Source organism: Actinoplanes sp. NPDC049681 (genome assembly GCF_044465265.1).
In the GTDB taxonomy this organism is placed as follows: domain Bacteria; phylum Actinomycetota; class Actinomycetes; order Mycobacteriales; family Micromonosporaceae; genus Actinoplanes.
This window is the reverse complement of sequence record NZ_JBITLP010000001.1, coordinates 1,128,807-1,143,657: the sequence shown is the minus strand read 5'-3', so window position 1 is coordinate 1,143,657 and position 14,851 is coordinate 1,128,807. Positions and strand designations below refer to the sequence as shown.

General features: G+C 72.2%; 16 protein-coding genes and 1 riboswitch. Of the genes, 9 read left to right on the top strand and 7 right to left on the bottom strand.

The genetic code is table 11. The annotated features are described in order from the left end of the window. Window positions 1-27 precede the first annotated feature (27 nt). Both dapC and fdxA read right to left on the bottom strand, forming a co-directional pair. The gene (dapC, locus tag ACIBO8_RS05305; RefSeq protein ID WP_396113810.1) at window positions 28-1,116 is read right to left on the bottom strand and encodes a succinyldiaminopimelate transaminase; all 1,089 of its coding nucleotides are present in this window, start codon (window positions 1,114-1,116) and stop codon (window positions 28-30) included. 2 nt (window positions 1,117-1,118) lie between these two features. Next, window positions 1,119-1,445 (bottom strand): ferredoxin, encoded by a 327-nt coding sequence (fdxA, locus tag ACIBO8_RS05300; protein WP_366157046.1) that lies wholly within the window; start codon window positions 1,443-1,445, stop codon window positions 1,119-1,121. Window positions 1,446-1,543: 98 nt separating this feature from the next. Here fdxA and ACIBO8_RS05295 point away from each other — a divergent pair, with 98 nt between their 5' ends. Together ACIBO8_RS05295 and ACIBO8_RS05290 are read left to right on the top strand one after the other, a co-directional pair. Further along, window positions 1,544-2,527: a GNAT family N-acetyltransferase gene (locus ACIBO8_RS05295; RefSeq protein ID WP_396113809.1), complete on the top strand. Its 984-nt coding sequence runs from the start codon at window positions 1,544-1,546 to the stop codon at window positions 2,525-2,527. A 35-nt stretch (window positions 2,528-2,562) separates the two neighbouring features. Beyond that, window positions 2,563-2,657: riboswitch (glycine riboswitch) on the top strand. Window positions 2,658-2,780: 123 nt separating this feature from the next. Next, window positions 2,781-4,133, top strand: coding sequence for an L-serine ammonia-lyase (locus tag ACIBO8_RS05290; protein WP_396113808.1), 1,353 nt, complete (start codon window positions 2,781-2,783; stop codon window positions 4,131-4,133). On the opposite strand, the gene ACIBO8_RS05285 is transcribed toward ACIBO8_RS05290, so the two are convergent. Genes ACIBO8_RS05285 through mshB form a run of 4 tightly spaced genes read right to left on the bottom strand, consistent with a single transcriptional unit; the run spans window position 4,130 to window position 7,629 of the window. After that, on the bottom strand, window positions 4,130-4,594 hold the full coding sequence (locus tag ACIBO8_RS05285) for a hypothetical protein (protein ID WP_396113807.1): 465 nt from the start codon (window positions 4,592-4,594) through the stop codon (window positions 4,130-4,132). The two genes, ACIBO8_RS05290 and ACIBO8_RS05285, sit on opposite strands and share 4 nt — an antisense overlap. Window positions 4,595-4,613: 19 nt before the next feature. Next, a complete protein-coding gene (locus ACIBO8_RS05280; protein WP_396113806.1) occupies window positions 4,614-6,323 on the bottom strand; it encodes a VanW family protein in 1,710 nt (569 codons plus the stop codon). Next, on the bottom strand, window positions 6,320-6,754 hold the full coding sequence (locus ACIBO8_RS05275) for a hypothetical protein (RefSeq protein WP_396113804.1): 435 nt from the start codon (window positions 6,752-6,754) through the stop codon (window positions 6,320-6,322). Before ACIBO8_RS05275 ends, ACIBO8_RS05280 begins: the two co-directional genes overlap by 4 nt. Next, window positions 6,751-7,629: an N-acetyl-1-D-myo-inositol-2-amino-2-deoxy-alpha-D-glucopyranoside deacetylase gene (mshB, locus tag ACIBO8_RS05270; RefSeq protein ID WP_396113803.1), complete on the bottom strand. Its 879-nt coding sequence runs from the start codon at window positions 7,627-7,629 to the stop codon at window positions 6,751-6,753. The genes ACIBO8_RS05275 and mshB overlap by 4 nt, the downstream gene beginning before the upstream one ends. 86 nt (window positions 7,630-7,715) lie before the next feature. Between mshB and ACIBO8_RS05265 the strand changes: the two genes are divergently transcribed. From ACIBO8_RS05265 to ACIBO8_RS05240, 6 genes are read left to right on the top strand one after another with little or no spacing between them, the layout of a single operon-like run. Continuing rightward, complete coding sequence (locus tag ACIBO8_RS05265; RefSeq protein WP_396113802.1) at window positions 7,716-9,449, top strand: prolyl oligopeptidase family serine peptidase; 1,734 nt, start codon at window positions 7,716-7,718, stop codon at window positions 9,447-9,449. After that, window positions 9,446-9,964: a Uma2 family endonuclease gene (locus ACIBO8_RS05260; protein ID WP_396113801.1), complete on the top strand. Its 519-nt coding sequence runs from the start codon at window positions 9,446-9,448 to the stop codon at window positions 9,962-9,964. The genes ACIBO8_RS05265 and ACIBO8_RS05260 overlap by 4 nt, the downstream gene beginning before the upstream one ends. 39 nt (window positions 9,965-10,003) lie before the next feature. Continuing rightward, complete coding sequence (locus ACIBO8_RS05255) at window positions 10,004-10,411, top strand: Uma2 family endonuclease (protein ID WP_396113800.1); 408 nt, start codon at window positions 10,004-10,006, stop codon at window positions 10,409-10,411. Further along, window positions 10,312-10,563 carry a Uma2 family endonuclease gene (locus ACIBO8_RS05250; RefSeq protein WP_396113799.1) on the top strand — a complete coding sequence of 84 codons (252 nt, stop codon included), beginning with the start codon at window positions 10,312-10,314 and terminating at the stop codon, window positions 10,561-10,563. The genes ACIBO8_RS05255 and ACIBO8_RS05250 overlap by 100 nt, the downstream gene beginning before the upstream one ends. Before the next feature lie 56 nt (window positions 10,564-10,619). Beyond that, window positions 10,620-12,056 carry a TldD/PmbA family protein gene (locus ACIBO8_RS05245; protein WP_396113798.1) on the top strand — a complete coding sequence of 479 codons (1,437 nt, stop codon included), beginning with the start codon at window positions 10,620-10,622 and terminating at the stop codon, window positions 12,054-12,056. Beyond that, window positions 12,053-13,447, top strand: coding sequence for a TldD/PmbA family protein (locus ACIBO8_RS05240; RefSeq protein ID WP_396113796.1), 1,395 nt, complete (start codon window positions 12,053-12,055; stop codon window positions 13,445-13,447). The genes ACIBO8_RS05245 and ACIBO8_RS05240 overlap by 4 nt, the downstream gene beginning before the upstream one ends. Here ACIBO8_RS05240 and ACIBO8_RS05235 read toward each other — a convergent pair. Next, window positions 13,425-13,625: a hypothetical protein gene (locus tag ACIBO8_RS05235; RefSeq protein ID WP_396113795.1), complete on the bottom strand. Its 201-nt coding sequence runs from the start codon at window positions 13,623-13,625 to the stop codon at window positions 13,425-13,427. The two genes, ACIBO8_RS05240 and ACIBO8_RS05235, sit on opposite strands and share 23 nt — an antisense overlap. 199 nt (window positions 13,626-13,824) lie before the next feature. Between ACIBO8_RS05235 and ACIBO8_RS05230 the strand changes: the two genes are divergently transcribed. Further along, window positions 13,825-14,724 carry a hypothetical protein gene (locus tag ACIBO8_RS05230; RefSeq protein ID WP_396113794.1) on the top strand — a complete coding sequence of 300 codons (900 nt, stop codon included), beginning with the start codon at window positions 13,825-13,827 and terminating at the stop codon, window positions 14,722-14,724. Window positions 14,725-14,851: the final 127 nt, after the last annotated feature.

The window sequence follows — 14,851 nt, the reverse complement described above, 5'->3', positions numbered from 1 at the left end:
GCGGGCGATGTCCGACACCCCGGACCGTCAGGCGGCGAGCCGGGCTACCGCGGCCGTGACCCGCTCGTCGCTGGCCGTCAAGGCGATCCGTACGTGCTGGGCCGCGGCGGGGCCGTAGAAGGCGCCGGGCGCCGCGAGGATGCCGCGTTCGGCGAGCCAGTCCACTGTCTTCCAGCAGTCCTCGCCGCGGGTGGACCACAGGTAGAGGCCGGCGCCGGAGTGCTCGATCGTGAACCCCGCACCGGTCAGGGCCGCGTGCAGCGCGGTGCGCCTGGCCTCGTATCGGGCGCGCTGTTCGGCCACATGCGACTCGTCGTCGAGGGCCGCGATCATCGCCGCCTGTACCGGCGCCGGCATGATCATTCCGGCGTGCTTGCGGACCGCCAGCAGCTCGCCCACCAGCGCCGGGTCGCCGCCGACGAAGCCCGCCCGGTAGCCGGCGAGGTTGGAGCGCTTGGACAGCGAATGCACGGCGAGCACGCCGGTGTAGTCGCCGCCGCAGACCTCGTCGGAGAGCACGGACACCGGGGTGTCCTCCCAGCCGAGTGTGAGATAGCACTCGTCGCTGGCCACGACCACGCCGCGTTCCCGGGCCCAGTCGACCACCTTGCGCAAGTGGGTCGCGGGCAGCACCTTGCCGGTCGGGTTGGACGGCGAGTTGACCCAGATCAGCTTGATCCGCCGGTCGGGGCCGAGCGCGGTCAGCGAGTCGCTGCGGACCACCTCCGCACCGGCCAGCTTCACCCCGACCTCGTACGTCGGGTAGCACACCTGCGGGATGACGACAACGTCACCGGGGCCGACGCCGAGCAGGGTGGGCAGCCACGCCACCAGTTCCTTGGAGCCGATCGTGGGCAGCACTCCCGGCGTACCGGAGGCGCCGCAGGCCCGGGCCAGCCAGGCCGAGATCGCCGCGCGCAGCGCCGGGCTGCCCGCGGTGAGCGGATAGCCCGGCGCGTCGGACGCGGCGGTCAGCGCGGCCCGGATCGGCGCCGCGACCGGATCGACGGGCGTGCCGACCGAGAGGTCGACGATGCCGTCCGGGTGCGCGGCGGCGACCGCCTTGGCCGGTTCGAGCAGGTCCCAGGGGAAATCAGGCAGCGAGGCCGAGACCACGGTCAGTGCGCATCCCCGCGCGGCGGCTGGGCCGCCACGAACGCCGTGTCCTTCTCGATCTTGCCGACCTTGGACGCGCCGCCGGGCGAGCCGAGGTCCTCGAAGAACTCGTAGTTGGCGTTCGTGTAGTCCTTCCACTGCTCCGGGACGTCGTCCTCGTAGAAGATCGCCTCCACCGGGCAGACCGGCTCGCAGGCCCCGCAGTCGACGCACTCATCGGGGTGGATGTAGAGCATCCGGTTGCCCTCGTAGATGCAGTCGACCGGGCACTCCTCGATGCACGCCTTGTCGAGCACATCGACGCAGGGCTCAGCGATGATGTATGTCACGGGTCTTCCCTTCCAGAGTCTGCATCTGAAACAGCTCAGCCGCTTCGGAGCGCGACGGTACGGCCAGAGCCTAGTATCTCGCCGGAAGGAGGTGGGGGGTGCTCCGTCGGCAGGATGTGGGACACCGGGTGGTCGTTCGCCGTATTGTCGGCGTTTCCCAGGATCGCCCACTTTTCACGGACGCGCTCGGCGAGCTGGTCGAGCTGACGGAGACGGATCTCACTCTCGCCACCACCAAGGGCACGCTGCGAATCGCTCTGAAAGACGTCCATCGGGCCAAAAGGGTCCCCGCGGCACGCCGCCCACCCGCCGCCGACGTGGTGGCACTCGAGCTGGCGGCCAACGACGGGTGGCCGGCGCCCGTACAGGCCCGGCTCGGCTCCTGGATCTTGCGCGCGGCCGACAACTGGACCGGGCGCGCCAATTCGGCCCTGGCGGTCGGCGACCCGGACCGCACTCTCGAAGACGCGATCGACGCGGTCGAGCAGTGGTACGCCGCCCGCGGCCAGCAACCGCTGATCAACACGCCGATGCCCCTCGCCGCCCCGGTCAACGCGGCCCTGGACCGGCGCGGCTGGACGGCCCGGCCCCTCACGCTCGTGCAGACCGCGAGGCTCGCCGCGCTGCTCGAAGCCCTGCCGGCGCGCGGCGACCTGCCGACCGTCGAGCTCGCCGACTCCCCCACCGACGCCTGGTACGCGATGGTCGCCGAGCACAAGGGCACGCTGCCCGGGACGGCGAAACGGATTCTCACCGGCGTACCGGATGCGGTTTTCGCTCATGTGCACGACGCCGAGGGTGAGCTGCTCGCGGTGGCCCGGGGTGCAGTCAGCGGGCCGGACCGGTGGCTAGGACTCTCCCTGCTGCAGACCGCTCCGGCCGCGCGGCGGCAGGGACTCGCCGCGCACGTGCTGCGGGCGGTGGCGCACTGGGCGGTGCAGCAGGGCTCGGCGCGGGCGTACCTTCAGGTGGAGGAGCGCAACACCCCGGCGGTGACGCTGTACCAGAAAATGGGCTTCGCCACCCACCACACGTACCTCACCCGCGAGGCGCCCGTGGGTTGCGCCGGGTCGCGGGCGTAACTACCGTAAGCAGGACAAACGAAGATCGCGCCGCATGAACCGCTGCGGGAGAGCTCCCGGGTCACGCCGGGGCGCCGAAGGAGCAACTCCTCCCCGGGAATCTCTCAGGCCCAGATACCGCTCCGGTCAGGCAACTCTGGAAAGCCGGGACACCGATGTCCCGCACCCACGGTGCAAGCCGTCGCCACGACGGTGAAGCTCTCAGGTCCCATGACAGAGCGGGGAGGCCGCCCGAGCACAGGGAGCCTTTTCCGTGGCCATCAGCGCGTTCGACCTCTATTCGATCGGCATCGGCCCGTCGTCGTCACACACCGTCGGCCCGATGCGGGCCGCCAGGACCTTCGCCGCCGGCCTTGCGGATCTCACCCTCATTTCCCGGGTACGCGCAGAGCTGTTCGGCTCCCTGGGCGCCACGGGCCGCGGGCACGGCTCGGACACCGCCGTCATGCTCGGCCTCTGCGGCGAGGACCCGGAGACGGTCGACACCACGCGGGTCGCGGAACGGGTCGCCGCCATGCGCGCCGAGGGCCGCCTGCTGCTGGCCGGCAAGCACCCGATCGCCTTCGACGCCGACGCCGACCTGGTGCTCAACCGCCGCGAGAGTCTCCCGTTCCACCCCAACGGCATGCGGTTGCGGGGGTTCGGCGCGGATGGGGAGCTGCTCGCCGAGCGCACCTTCTACTCCGTCGGCGGCGGTTTCGTGGTGGAGGACGGCGTCGCACCGAATCAGGACGAGGCGGCACGGGTGCCGTTCCCGTTCGCGTCGGGCGCCGAGCTGCTGGAGATCTGCCGCCGCCAGGGTCTGCCGATCTCCGCGGTGATGCTCGCCAACGAACAGGCGTCGCGGCCGGCCGCGGACGTACGGGACGGGCTGCTGCACATCTGGGACGTCATGCAGGGGTGCGTGGAGCGTGGGCTGCACGCCGAGGGGATCCTCCCGGGTGGGCTGCGCGTACGGCGCCGCGCCCCGGGACTCTGGCGTGACCTGGTCACGCACTCGGACAAGGACCCGCTGCACGTCATCGACTGGGTCAACCTCTACGCGCTGGCTGTGAACGAGGAGAACGCCGCGGGCGGCCGGGTGGTCACCGCCCCCACCAACGGTGCGGCCGGGATCATCCCGGCGGTGCTGCACTACTACACGCGGTTCGTGCCCGGTGCCGACGACGAGGGCGTGGTGCGCTTCCTGCTCACGGCGGCGGCTATCGGCGTACTCATCAAGGGCAACGCCTCCATCTCGGGAGCGGAGGTGGGCTGCCAGGGCGAGGTCGGGTCCGCCGCCGCCATGGCGGCGGGCGCGCTCTGCGAGGTGCTCGGGGGTACGCCGGAGCAGGCGGAGAACGCCGCGGAGATCGCGCTGGAGCACAACCTCGGCCTGACCTGCGACCCGGTCGGCGGGCTGGTGCAGGTGCCGTGCATCGAGCGCAACGCGATCGCGAGCGTCAAGGCGATCAACGCCGCCCGGCTGGCCCGCAACGGCGACGGCACGCACCGGGTCAGCCTGGACACCGCGATCCGCACGATGCGCGACACCGGCCGCGACATGTCGACCAAGTACAAGGAGACGTCGCTCGGCGGCCTCGCGGTGACCGTCGTCGAGTGCTAGCGGCGGACGACCCGGCGCGGCTTCGTCGTCTTCGCGATCGTGAACGCCTTCAGCGACTTCGACCGGTAGTCGCGTCCGAGCGCCGTGGCCGTCCAGTAGCCGAGCAGGGTGCCGACGATCGCGAAGCCGCCGTACAGCCAGATCTGGGAGAAGAAGTTGCCCGCACCGCCCGAGAACGGGTAGTCGCCGCTCACGAACGGGCCGACCAGCACGGTGAGCAGCATGCCGCCGACCGCCGCCGCGACCAGCTCGGGCAGCCAGGTACCGACCGGGACGCGCTGCGCCCGGCGGAAGGCGATCACCGCGAGCACCAGGCCGATCACCGCGAACATGACGATGGAGACCCGGTTCTCCGCGGTCTCGTTGTCGGGAAAGCCCAGGCGCGTCACCAGCCGCGCCACCACGTTGATCGCGAACAGCGCCGCGGCCAGCACCGCGATCGACACCCAACGCTGCTTCATGACGTCCTCCCGGACGGACTTACGGCTCCTCGCCGCAGACGAATCGTGGCTCGGGATCGTAGCGCCAGGTGAACTTCTCGCGCTTGACCTCCTTGCCATCCTTGCGGATGACGCGCCACGCATCCTGTGTGAAACCTGGGAGTCCGCTGCTAGTTATGCACTTCGGGCCGGGCTCTCGGTGCACGGTCGGCGGGGACGTGATGTTGCGGCGGGGGCTGCGCACGGTCTTGACGCTGTCGTAGACCTTCGTGCTCCACATGGAGACCGTCACCGACCTGCTCGTGTACGAGGTGTCGATGAAGATGCCCCACGGCGTGGTGTTCTTGAACTTGAGATCGAGCGTCGGGTAGAAGATCGTCGACTCGATCACGGCCGGGTAGCGCGAGAAGTAGAACGAGTGCGGCTTGTGCTCGACGTCCTGGAGCCCCGCGTAGTAGGCCGCGTTGAACAGCGTCGTGGTGAACTGCGAGGCGCCGCCGCCGACCCCGGGCTCCAGCTTGCCGCCCACGATCACCGGCGCGTCCTGGTAACCGGACGCGTAGTCGCGCTCGCCGGTGTGCCCGTTGAGCGAAAAGGTCTCGCCCGGCCGGACCACGGCGCCGTCGACGGCCCGGGCGATCGTCATGATGTTCTGGCTGCGCGGCGAGCTCGCGCCGCCGGTGAAGTACGTGGTGAAGGTGGAGACCTTCTCCTTGATGCCGAGCGCGGCGATCTCCGCCTCGGCCACGGCCGGCTGCTGCTCGGTGCGGGTGGCGTCGACCACGCGGGGTGCCGGGGTGGGCAGGACGGCCAGCAGGGCGGTGCCGAGCGCGCCCAGGTCGACCATGTCACCGGCAGCGCCGGCGACGACGCTCGGCTTGCCCTTGACCAGCGTGATCCGGGCGTCCGCCGGCGCCTTCTCGACCTTGGCGAACTCCTTCGCGGCGGCCGCGTGCAGCCGCTTACCGTCGATCGCCGGGGTGAGCCGGCCGTCGTCGTCCGAGCGGAAGACCAGCCCTTGTGCGATCGCTGCGGGCGAGAGGGTGAAGGACTCCCCGGCGACTCGTACGGTCACGGGAGCCGCCACCGCCGGCACCGCCAGGTCGCGCACCAGGGCGTCGACCTGTTCGCGGTTCGTCGCCGGCGGCCGGTCGACCAGCGGGACCCGGGCCGTGCCGCCGGTCAGCCAGGCCTTGCGGATCTCGCCTGCGGCGGCCGCCGGGTCGAGGGCACGGCCCGCCGCCGGGTACGTGGGCTTCGGCGTGAGCCCCGCCCACGCGATGCCGGGCTTCTTGAGCGTGACCTTCTTCGGGTCCAGCTGCTTGCGCAGGACCGTCGCCAGCTTCTCCTTGTCGAGCTCGATCACCGGCGCGACGCTGCGCTCGCCGAACGGCGAAGGGCTGCCCTTGATCGCCCGGCCGACGGTGAGGTCGACGTTCAGCTTCAGCGCGATGTCGGCGGCCTCGATGCGCACGGCCTCGCCGTCCAGGTCGACCGTGACCGGGTCGCCGGTGCGCGGGCCGAGCGCCTCGGTGAGCTTGCGCTCAGCCTCGGTGCGGGACAGGCCGCCCAGGTCGACGCCGAGGACCCGGGTGCCCCGGGGCACGTCACCGCCGTACGCCCAGGCCGCGACCCCGGCCGCGGCGATGAGCAGGGCGGCGACCGTGCCCACGACGACGATCCGCCTGCGGTTGACCGAACGGGGCTCTCCGGCCTCGACGGCGGCCGGCGCTTCTGAAACGGCGGTCACGGCGCCGGCCTCCTGAGGATCGCCCGGTACGTGTAGACCGCGAACGTCAGGCTGCCGACCAGGATCATCACCAGGGCCACCCAGTCCTTGCCGCTGACCAGGTAGTCGCCCTCGGTGGTACGCCCGCCCGCGGCGAAGAACATGATCGCCGTCCACAGGCCCCAGGGCGGGGCGAGAGCCCAGCGCTGCCCCACCGTCGTGACGGCGAACCACGAGATCGCGAAGTTGGCCGCCGCGGCGACCAGGATCGCCACGCCGATCGGCGTCCCGCCGATGCGCAACGGCGTCAGGAAGAGCTCGATCAGCGCGGAGAGCACCGTCGCGACCAGGGAGATCACCACTCCCGCGGTCCTGATCAGGCGCTCGAGCCCGGCACGCGGCGGCTGCGGCTCGCCGGTGGGCGGCGCGGGCGCCGGCGCCTCCAGCGTCATCGCCCCACCACGTTGCTGAACAGGTCGCTCTCCCACTTGTGCGGGCCGCTCACCTCGCCGCGCTCACCCTTGGCCAGCGTGAAGTACTCGACGCCCATGAACTCGCCGCCGAAGTCGCCGGCGATGCCGTACAGCCACGAGTTGTCGGGGATCTGGGTGGCGTGCGCGCGCATCGCCGCCACCTTCTGCTCGTAGAAGTCGGTGCCGTCGATGCGAGCGGCGATCTCGTCGTCCGGGTGGCCGAACGGCAGGTCGTCGACGTTCTCCACCTCGGCGAACGGGTTGTCGTCCAGCGCCTTGAACGCCTCCATGCCGCCCTCGAGCACACTGCGGGGCATGGCCGTCCAGTAGATCTTCTCGGGCCCGAAGCCCTCGGCCTCGGCCAGCTCCGCGGCGCGCATCGCGACCCGGTGCGCCTGGATGTGGTCCGGGTGGCCGTAGAAGCCGTTCTCGTCGTACGTGATCAGCACCTGGGGGCGTACCTCCCGCATGATCTCCAGGCAGTGAGCCGCGGCCTCGTCGAGATCGGCCTGCCAGAAGGCCCGGGGGTGGTTGTTGGTCTCCAGACCCATCATCCCGGAATCGCGGTAGCGCCCCGCGCCGCCCAGGAACCGGTGGTCGGTGACGCCGAGCGCGGCGCAGGCGCGCTGCAGCTCCCCGATGCGCCAGCCGCCGAGCTGGTCCGCCTGGCGGGCCTCCAGCTGCGCCAGCTCCGGCACGTGGATCTCGCCCTCCTCACCCAGCGTGCACGTCACCAGCGTCACCTGGGCGCCCTCGGCGACGTAGCGGGCCATGGTGGCGCCGGTGCCGGTGACCTCGTCGTCCGGGTGGGCATGCACCAGCATGAGGCGGCGTGCGGGCAGGGTGTCGGTCACCCGCGCCACTTTACGCGCGCCCGTCCCGCCGCTTCGTCTGCTGTTTGCCCCCCGCGAGTGGTGTCCGATCAGCGATGCTGGTCGGCGTGGACTATCCCGAGCTCGCCGCCCGCACCGGCCGGTTCCGCTTCGGCGCTCCGCACGCCGTGACGGTCGGCGGGGACGGCGCCCGGGTGGCTTTCCTGCGCTCCGCGGGACCGTACGACCCCGCGTCGGCGCTGTGGACCCTCACCGTCGCGTCCGGGGCGGTCACCAGGATCGCCGACGGGCCGATCGACGCGTACGCCGGATCGGCCGACCTGTCCGTGCTGGCCTGGGCCCGCGACGGCCACCTGCATTGCTCGGGCATCGAGCGGACGGCGACGGCCCCGGTGGTGCACCCCCGGCCCGACCCGACCGGGCGCGCCGTCGCTTACACCACCCCCGACGGCACGCTGCGCGTCATCGGCGAGGACGGCGAGGATCAGCTGCTCGCCGGAGAGCCCGGCTCCGGCGTGTCGTGGGGCGTCGCCGAGCCCGCCGCGGCCGAGTTCGGGCGTACCCGGGGCTGGTGGTGGTCCCCCGACGGCAGCCGCATCCTGGCCGTCCGCAGCGCCGGCACGGTCAGCCTGCACCTGCTCGACCTGTACGGCGGGTGGGTCGACGTCCACTGGGACCGGGAGACGTACCCGTACCTGGTCGACGTCCGCTGGAGCGCCGGCAACCCCCTGATCACGGTGCTGCGCCGCAGCCAGCAGCACGGACTGGTGCTGTCGGTCGACCCGCGTACGGGCGAGACCCAGGTCCATGCCGAGCTGGCCGACGCCCGCTGGGTGGAACCGGTGCGCGGCACGCCGCTCCTGCTGCCCGACGGCCGGGTCCTGGTCGGCGGCGAGCTCGCCCACGACGGCTTCGACGCCCGGTGCCTGTTCGCCGACGGCAGCCTGCTCACCCCGCCCGAGCTCTACGTACGCCGGGTCGTGGGGGTGCTCGCCGGCACCCAGGAACTCATCGTCGAAGGCACCGAGGGCGAACCCGCCGAGCAGCACGTGTACGCGGTGCGTACGGCACTCGGCGGAGGCGGCGCGAAGTCCCGCCGCCTCACCGACGAACCGGGCTGGCACCACGCCACCGTCGGCGGCGACGTCATGGTCGTCGACCACACCGTGCGCCGCGGCAGTGCCGTCCTGCCCATGCCGACGAACGTGCTGCCGCTGCCGTACGCGCCCCAGCCGGCCCTCGAACGCGTCACCGACCGGCGCCTGCCCACCGGCGTGCTCTACCCGGCCGGCCACGTCACCGGCACCCGCCTGCCGGTCCTGATCGAGTTCGGCGCCGGCCCCGGCCACCAGCAGGTCGTCGTCGACCCGGCCCGGTGGCAGGAACGGCAATGGTGGGCCGACGCCGGCTTCGTCGTGGTCAGCGTCGACACCAGGGGTACGCCCGGAGTCGCGCCCAGCTTCGAGAAGGTGGTTCACCGCCGCCTCGCCGACGTGGCCCTCACCGACCACATCGACGCCCTGCACGCCCTCACCGGCAAACACCCCGACCTCGACCTGGGCCGCGTCGCCGTACGCGGCACCGACCTCGGCGGCTGGCTCGCGATCCTCGCCGTCCAGCGCCGCCCCGACGTCTTCCGCTGCGGCATCGCCGTCGACCCGGTCACCGACTGGACCGCGCTGCCGCCCGCGTACGCCGAGCGCTACCTCGGCACCAGCACCGACAACGCCGAGATCTACGACCACCACGCGGCGGAGCCGTCGGGAACGGCGCCGCTGCTGGTCTCCCCCACCGGGGGCCTGTCCGAAGAACTGCGATTCCTGACCCGGGAGTGTGCATGACATCAGCCCTGATCGGCCGCAGCCTGCCCATGGAAGCCCTGCCGACGACCGAGGTCGACTACCTCCAGCTCGGCGAGACCTCGGCCATCTCGGAGCTGTGGGACGGCAACGTCCTGACCTGCCCCCGAGACACCCCCCGCCACCAGATGATCCTGAACGCGCTGGCCAACGCGCTGCGCGCGGGACGCACCGACCTCAACGTGGTCACCGGCATCCCGGTCCGCCTGGGCCCGGGCCGCATCGCCGTGCCCGACCTGATCATCACGGGCGCCATCGACCCGGACATCCCCCTGGTGGAAGCGGGCTCCGTCCGCCTGGTCTGCGAAATCACCTCCGCAGCGAGCGCGACGGTGGACTGGACCCTCAAGATGCACGCGTACGCCCAGGCGCGCATCCCCTGCTACCTCGTGGCGGAACCGGACCGAGGGCTGCTGCACAGCAACATGCTGACGGCACAGGGCTACGTCGAGCAGTCGGTGATGCAGCTCGTCCGAGTAACCGGCCTGAACCTCTGAACCTGCCGGACGGATCCTCGCCATGGAAGAATCGCAGCCATGACGACGTCGGCATACTTCCGCCACGGCGGGCCGCTGAGCGAAGAAGAGTTCTTCGCGCTCGAAGCGGGATCCGAGCGCGTCGAACTCTTTGACGGAGACCTTCGCACGACGCCCGCGCCCTCGCCGCGTCACCAGCACATCTCCAGCGAGCTGAAATTCGCTCTGCGGCAAGCGGCCAAGGATGCGGGTCTTTACATCCACGAAGCGGTCAACGTCCGGCTCAACCCGGGGCGCATCCCCATTCCGGATCTCTCGTCATCACCTCTGCGATCAACTTTGATGAAGCTGCCGTCCCGGGCGAGGCCGTGCTGCTCGTCTGCGAGATCGTCTCGCCGTCCAATGCCTCCACGGACAAGATCCTCAAGATGCACTACTACGCGGAAGCCGGCATCCCTTGGTACCTGATCATTGAGCAGGAGACCGGGGCGCTGCACCTCTACGAGCTCAACGAGAGGCATTACGTGGAGCGGTCGGTCACGAAGGTCGGCGAGGCGCTGCACCTGCTGGATCCGCTCGACGTCACGATCGACCCCGAGGAGCTGCTTCCGCCGCAGTGACAGCGACTGTCCACAGGCGCCCCCGGCGAAGGTCCGTACTCGTCTAGGGTTTCGGCATGGATCACTTCGACGAGGCGGGGTCCGCGGTTCAGGCCGCGCTGGATGCCGGCGCGCGGTATGCCGACGCCCGGGTCATGCTGCGCCGCACCGAGACCATGACCGCCCGGGACGGCGAGGTCGAGGACCTCAGCTTCGACGAGAGCGCGGGCATCGGGGTGCGGGCCCTGGTCGGGTCCAGCTGGGGCTTCTACGCCGTACCGGATCTGTCCGACGCCGCGGCCCGGGCGGCCGGCCGCCGCGCCGCCGAGATCGCCGCCGCCAGCGCCCTGGTGCCGGGGCCGAAGATCGACCTGGTGCCGGCCGGCGGCGGGACGGCGAGCTGGGCCAGCCCGTGCGAGATCGATCCGCTCTCCGTGCCGCTGTCCACCAAGGGTGACCTGCTGGTCGCGGCGACGGGCGCCGCGCGGGACGCCGGCGCCGACCTGGCCGAGGGCATCTACCAGGTCTGGGACACCCGCAAGTGGTTCGCCTCCAGCGAGGGGCACCGCATCGACCAGCACATCCGGGAGTGCGGCGCCGGCATCACCGCCAGCGCGTACGGTGACGGCGAGATCCAGCGCCGCTCATGGCCGTCGCACCGCGGACAGTACGGCACCCGAGGCTGGGAGCTCGTCGACGAGCTGGCGCTGGCCGACAACGCGGCCCGGATGGCCGACGAGGCCCGTGCGCTGCTCACCGCGCCGCTGTGCCCCTCCGGCGACACCACGCTGATCCTCGGCGGCGAACAGCTGGCCCTGCAGATCCACGAGTCCGTCGGGCACGCCATCGAGCTCGACCGCATCCTCGGCTGGGAGGCGGCGTTCGCCGGCACGTCCTGGCTCGACCTCGAGCAGCTCGGCAGCCTGCGCTACGGCTCGGAGCTGATGAACATCACCATCGACCCGACCATCCCGGGCGCGCTGGGCAGCTTCGGCTACGACGACGAGGGCTCCCCGGCGGCCAAGCGCGACGCCGTCCGCAACGGCGTCTGGGTCGGCGTGCTCGCCGGCCGCGACTCCGCGGCGATGGCCGGCCTCGACTATGCCGGCAGCGTCCGCTCCGACGGCTGGGCCCGGATGCCGATGGTCCGCATGACCAACGTCGGCCTCGAGCCGGGCCCGCACACGCTCGACGAGATCATCGCGGCCACCGACGACGGCGTCTTCATGGACATCAACCGGTCCTGGTCCATCGACGACCGCCGGCTCAACTTCCAATTCGGCTGCGAGATCGGGTACGAGATCAAGAACGGCAAGCGCGGCCGGATGCTGCGCAACCCCACGTACACGGGCATCGGGCCCAAGTTCTGGCAGTCGATGGACATGCTCTCGTCGGAGAGCGTCGCGTGGGGCACGCCCAACTGCGGCAAGGGCCAGCCCGGCCAGATCGGCCACACCGGGCACCCCGCCGCACCGGCGCGGTTCACCAACGTACGGGTGGGGGTCCGGGGATGAGCGAGCGTTCCAGTGCCGAGCTGAACCTGGCCGCGCAGGTCGTCGACCTGACCCGCCGGCTCGCCGGCCCGCAGGCCGAGGCCGAGGTCGTCGCCGCGCACTCCGCCGAGGCGCTCACCCGGTTCGCCAACTCGGCGATCCACCAGAACGTCGCCGACGCCACCACGACGGTCCGGCTCCGGCTGCACGTCGACGGGCGTACGGCCGGAGGCTCCACCACGGTCACGGACACCGCGGGCCTGCAGGCGCTAGTCGAGCGCACCATCGCCGCCGCCCGCCTGTCCCCGCCGGACACCACCTGGCCCGGCCTCACCCCGCCCACGCCGCTGTCCGGGGATGCCGGCTTCGATCCCGCGACCGCGGCCGCGGGCCCCCAGGAGCGCGCCGCCCGGGTCCGCGACTTCGTGCAGGCCGCGGGCGGCCTGGAGACGGCCGGCTTCTGCCGCACCACGTACGCATCCGGCGGCTTCGCCAACACGCTCGGCCAAGCGGTGCAGGGCCGGTCGGCGGACGCGGCCATGGACGGCATCGCCCGCCTCGACGGCGCCGACGGTGTGGCCCGCCGCGCGAGCGCCCGCCTGGCCGACCTCGACGGAGCCGCCCTCGGCACCCGCGCGGCCGCAAAGGCCCGCGCCGGCGCCCGGCCCGTCGAACTGCCACCGGGCCGCTACGAGGTGGTCCTGGAACCCACCGCGGTGGCCGACCTGCTCGACAACCTGGCGAGCTTCGGCTTCAACGGCAAGGCATTCGCCCAGCACCAGTCCTTCGCCGAACTGGGCGCCCAGCAATTCGACGAACGCATCACCATCATCGACCAGCCCCTGGGCGCGACCTTGCCGTTCGACGCGGAAGGCACACCGCGGAGCAGCCTGGTCCTCGTGTCGGGCGGGGTGACGCAGGCGGTGAGCCACGACCGCACCTCGGCGGCGGAGGCGGGCGCGGCTTCGACCGGCCACGCTTCGGCCGCTTCCCGCTCGTGGGGGCCCATCGCCGCGAATCTGCGCCTGGCCGGTGGGCCGGCTTCCGAGCCGGGCACTTCGGCGACGGGTGGAGACGGGCCGGTCGCGGGGTCCGCGCGGGCTCTGGTGGCCGGGATGCGGCGGGGACTGCTCGTGACGGACCTCTGGTACACCCGCGTGCTCGACCAGAAGAGCCTCGTCGTGACGGGGCTGACCCGCAACGGCGTCTGGCTGGTGGAGGACGGCGAGGTGACGGCGGCGGTCGGCAACATGCGCTTCACCCAGTCCTACCCGCAGGCGCTCGGTCCGGGGGCGGTGCTGGCCGTGGGAGCGGAGGAGGTGTCGCTGCCGGACCGCTGGTCGGGCGTGCGATACACGGCCCCGGCCCTCCACCTCGCCTCCTGGAACATCACCGGCAACGCCTCAGGCTGACGCCGCCGGCCGGCAGGGCCGGTGCGGCCGGCAGGGCCGGTGCGGCCGGCAGGGCCGGTGCGGCCGGCAGGGCCGGTGCGGCCGGCAGGGCCGCTGCGGCCGGCAGGGCCGCTGCGGCCGGCAGGGCCGCTGCGGCCGGCAGGGCCGCTGCGGCCGGCAGGGCCGCTGCGGCCGGCACGGGCCGCTGCGGGCAAGCAGCGGGGCTGCGCCTACGGCGAACGCCATGCCACGTGGCCGGAAAGCGGCCGCCGGCGCGACCATCCAAACGGCGCGGACGGCGAAGGGCGGACGGCGACGGCGCCGGGCGGCTGGCCCATCGCTGGGTGGGCCGCCCGCTTCGGTGGGCGGCTCATTGACCGGCATGCTTCACTGAGGCCGTGAGCGACATGCGGCGTGACCAGGGAACGGACGGCGACGAGGGCGACGAGCCCACCACCGGTGCGCCCGCCGGAGCTGTCGCCGCGAGCCAAGCCGACTTCAGCGCCCAAGCCTCACCGGACCCCACGCCCAGCGGCACCACGCCCAGCGCCGCAGCGTCCATGCCCGGCAGCGCGGACCCGGTCCCGCCCGGCAGCGCGGGCACGGTCCCGCCCGGCAGCGCGGACACGGCCCCGCCCGGCAGCGCAGGCACGGCCGCCCCCGGCAGCGCGGCGGCGGGTATCCCGGGCGGCGCAACGCCCCCGCCCGGCCCAGCAGGGCACACTGCGGGCCGCTCGACGGGCTGGCGGACCCGGGCTGCCCGGCTCGCACCCGCCGCGCCCGACGGGGACGCACGCATGAAGCGCCGCCGCCGGTGGTTCATCGGCGGGCTCGCCGCCGGGGCCGTCCTTGTCGTCCTCACCCTCTGCGCCGGCGGTTTCATCGTCGTCTCGGCGTTCATCTCCGACGGCCGCCATGACGTGGACGAGGTTCGGCAGGACGACCGTCTGCGCAACACGGCCTGCCTGGAGCTGGAGCAGCGCCTCAACCGCCTCATCCCGCCCGGCGCCACCACCACTCCACAAGCTCGCGCCCTGGCCATCCGGGACGAGAACGCCGCCACGCGGATTTACGTCAGTCGGTTGCAGGGCGAGCGGGCCGGCGATGGATGGCGTCAGGTGCTCGATGCGCGTACCGCTTATGCCGAGGCCCTCGATGCGCAGGCGAAGTCCCGTACCCCCGCCTTCTATGTCGCTCCCCGGACCGGCGACGGCCGGGCCGTGACCGATGAGCTGGACCGGTTCTCCCCGGCCGAGTGCGCCGGACCGATCCGCCGCCTCGCCGCTCCCGACCTGTAGCGCGCGGTAAGCCTTCCCTTACAGCGCACGAAGCTGACCTTCGTTGTAACGTGTGCCACACATCGCGGACGCACACAGACTGGGTTCCTGCGCGCCCGCCGCCAGAGCACGTCATGGCTGCACTGTT

Coding starts and splice junctions, on each gene's coding strand:
- ACIBO8_RS05285 (WP_396113807.1), bottom strand. CDS start 4,594: ATGAAGCAGCGTTGGGTGTCGATCGCGGTGCTGGCCGCGGCGCTGTTC.
- ACIBO8_RS05275 (WP_396113804.1), bottom strand. CDS start 6,754: ATGACGCTGGAGGCGCCGGCGCCCGCGCCGCCCACCGGCGAGCCGCAG.
- ACIBO8_RS05260 (WP_396113801.1), top strand. CDS start 9,446: ATGACATCAGCCCTGATCGGCCGCAGCCTGCCCATGGAAGCCCTGCCG.
- ACIBO8_RS05255 (WP_396113800.1), top strand. CDS start 10,004: ATGACGACGTCGGCATACTTCCGCCACGGCGGGCCGCTGAGCGAAGAA.
- ACIBO8_RS05245 (WP_396113798.1), top strand. CDS start 10,620: ATGGATCACTTCGACGAGGCGGGGTCCGCGGTTCAGGCCGCGCTGGAT.
- ACIBO8_RS05240 (WP_396113796.1), top strand. CDS start 12,053: ATGAGCGAGCGTTCCAGTGCCGAGCTGAACCTGGCCGCGCAGGTCGTC.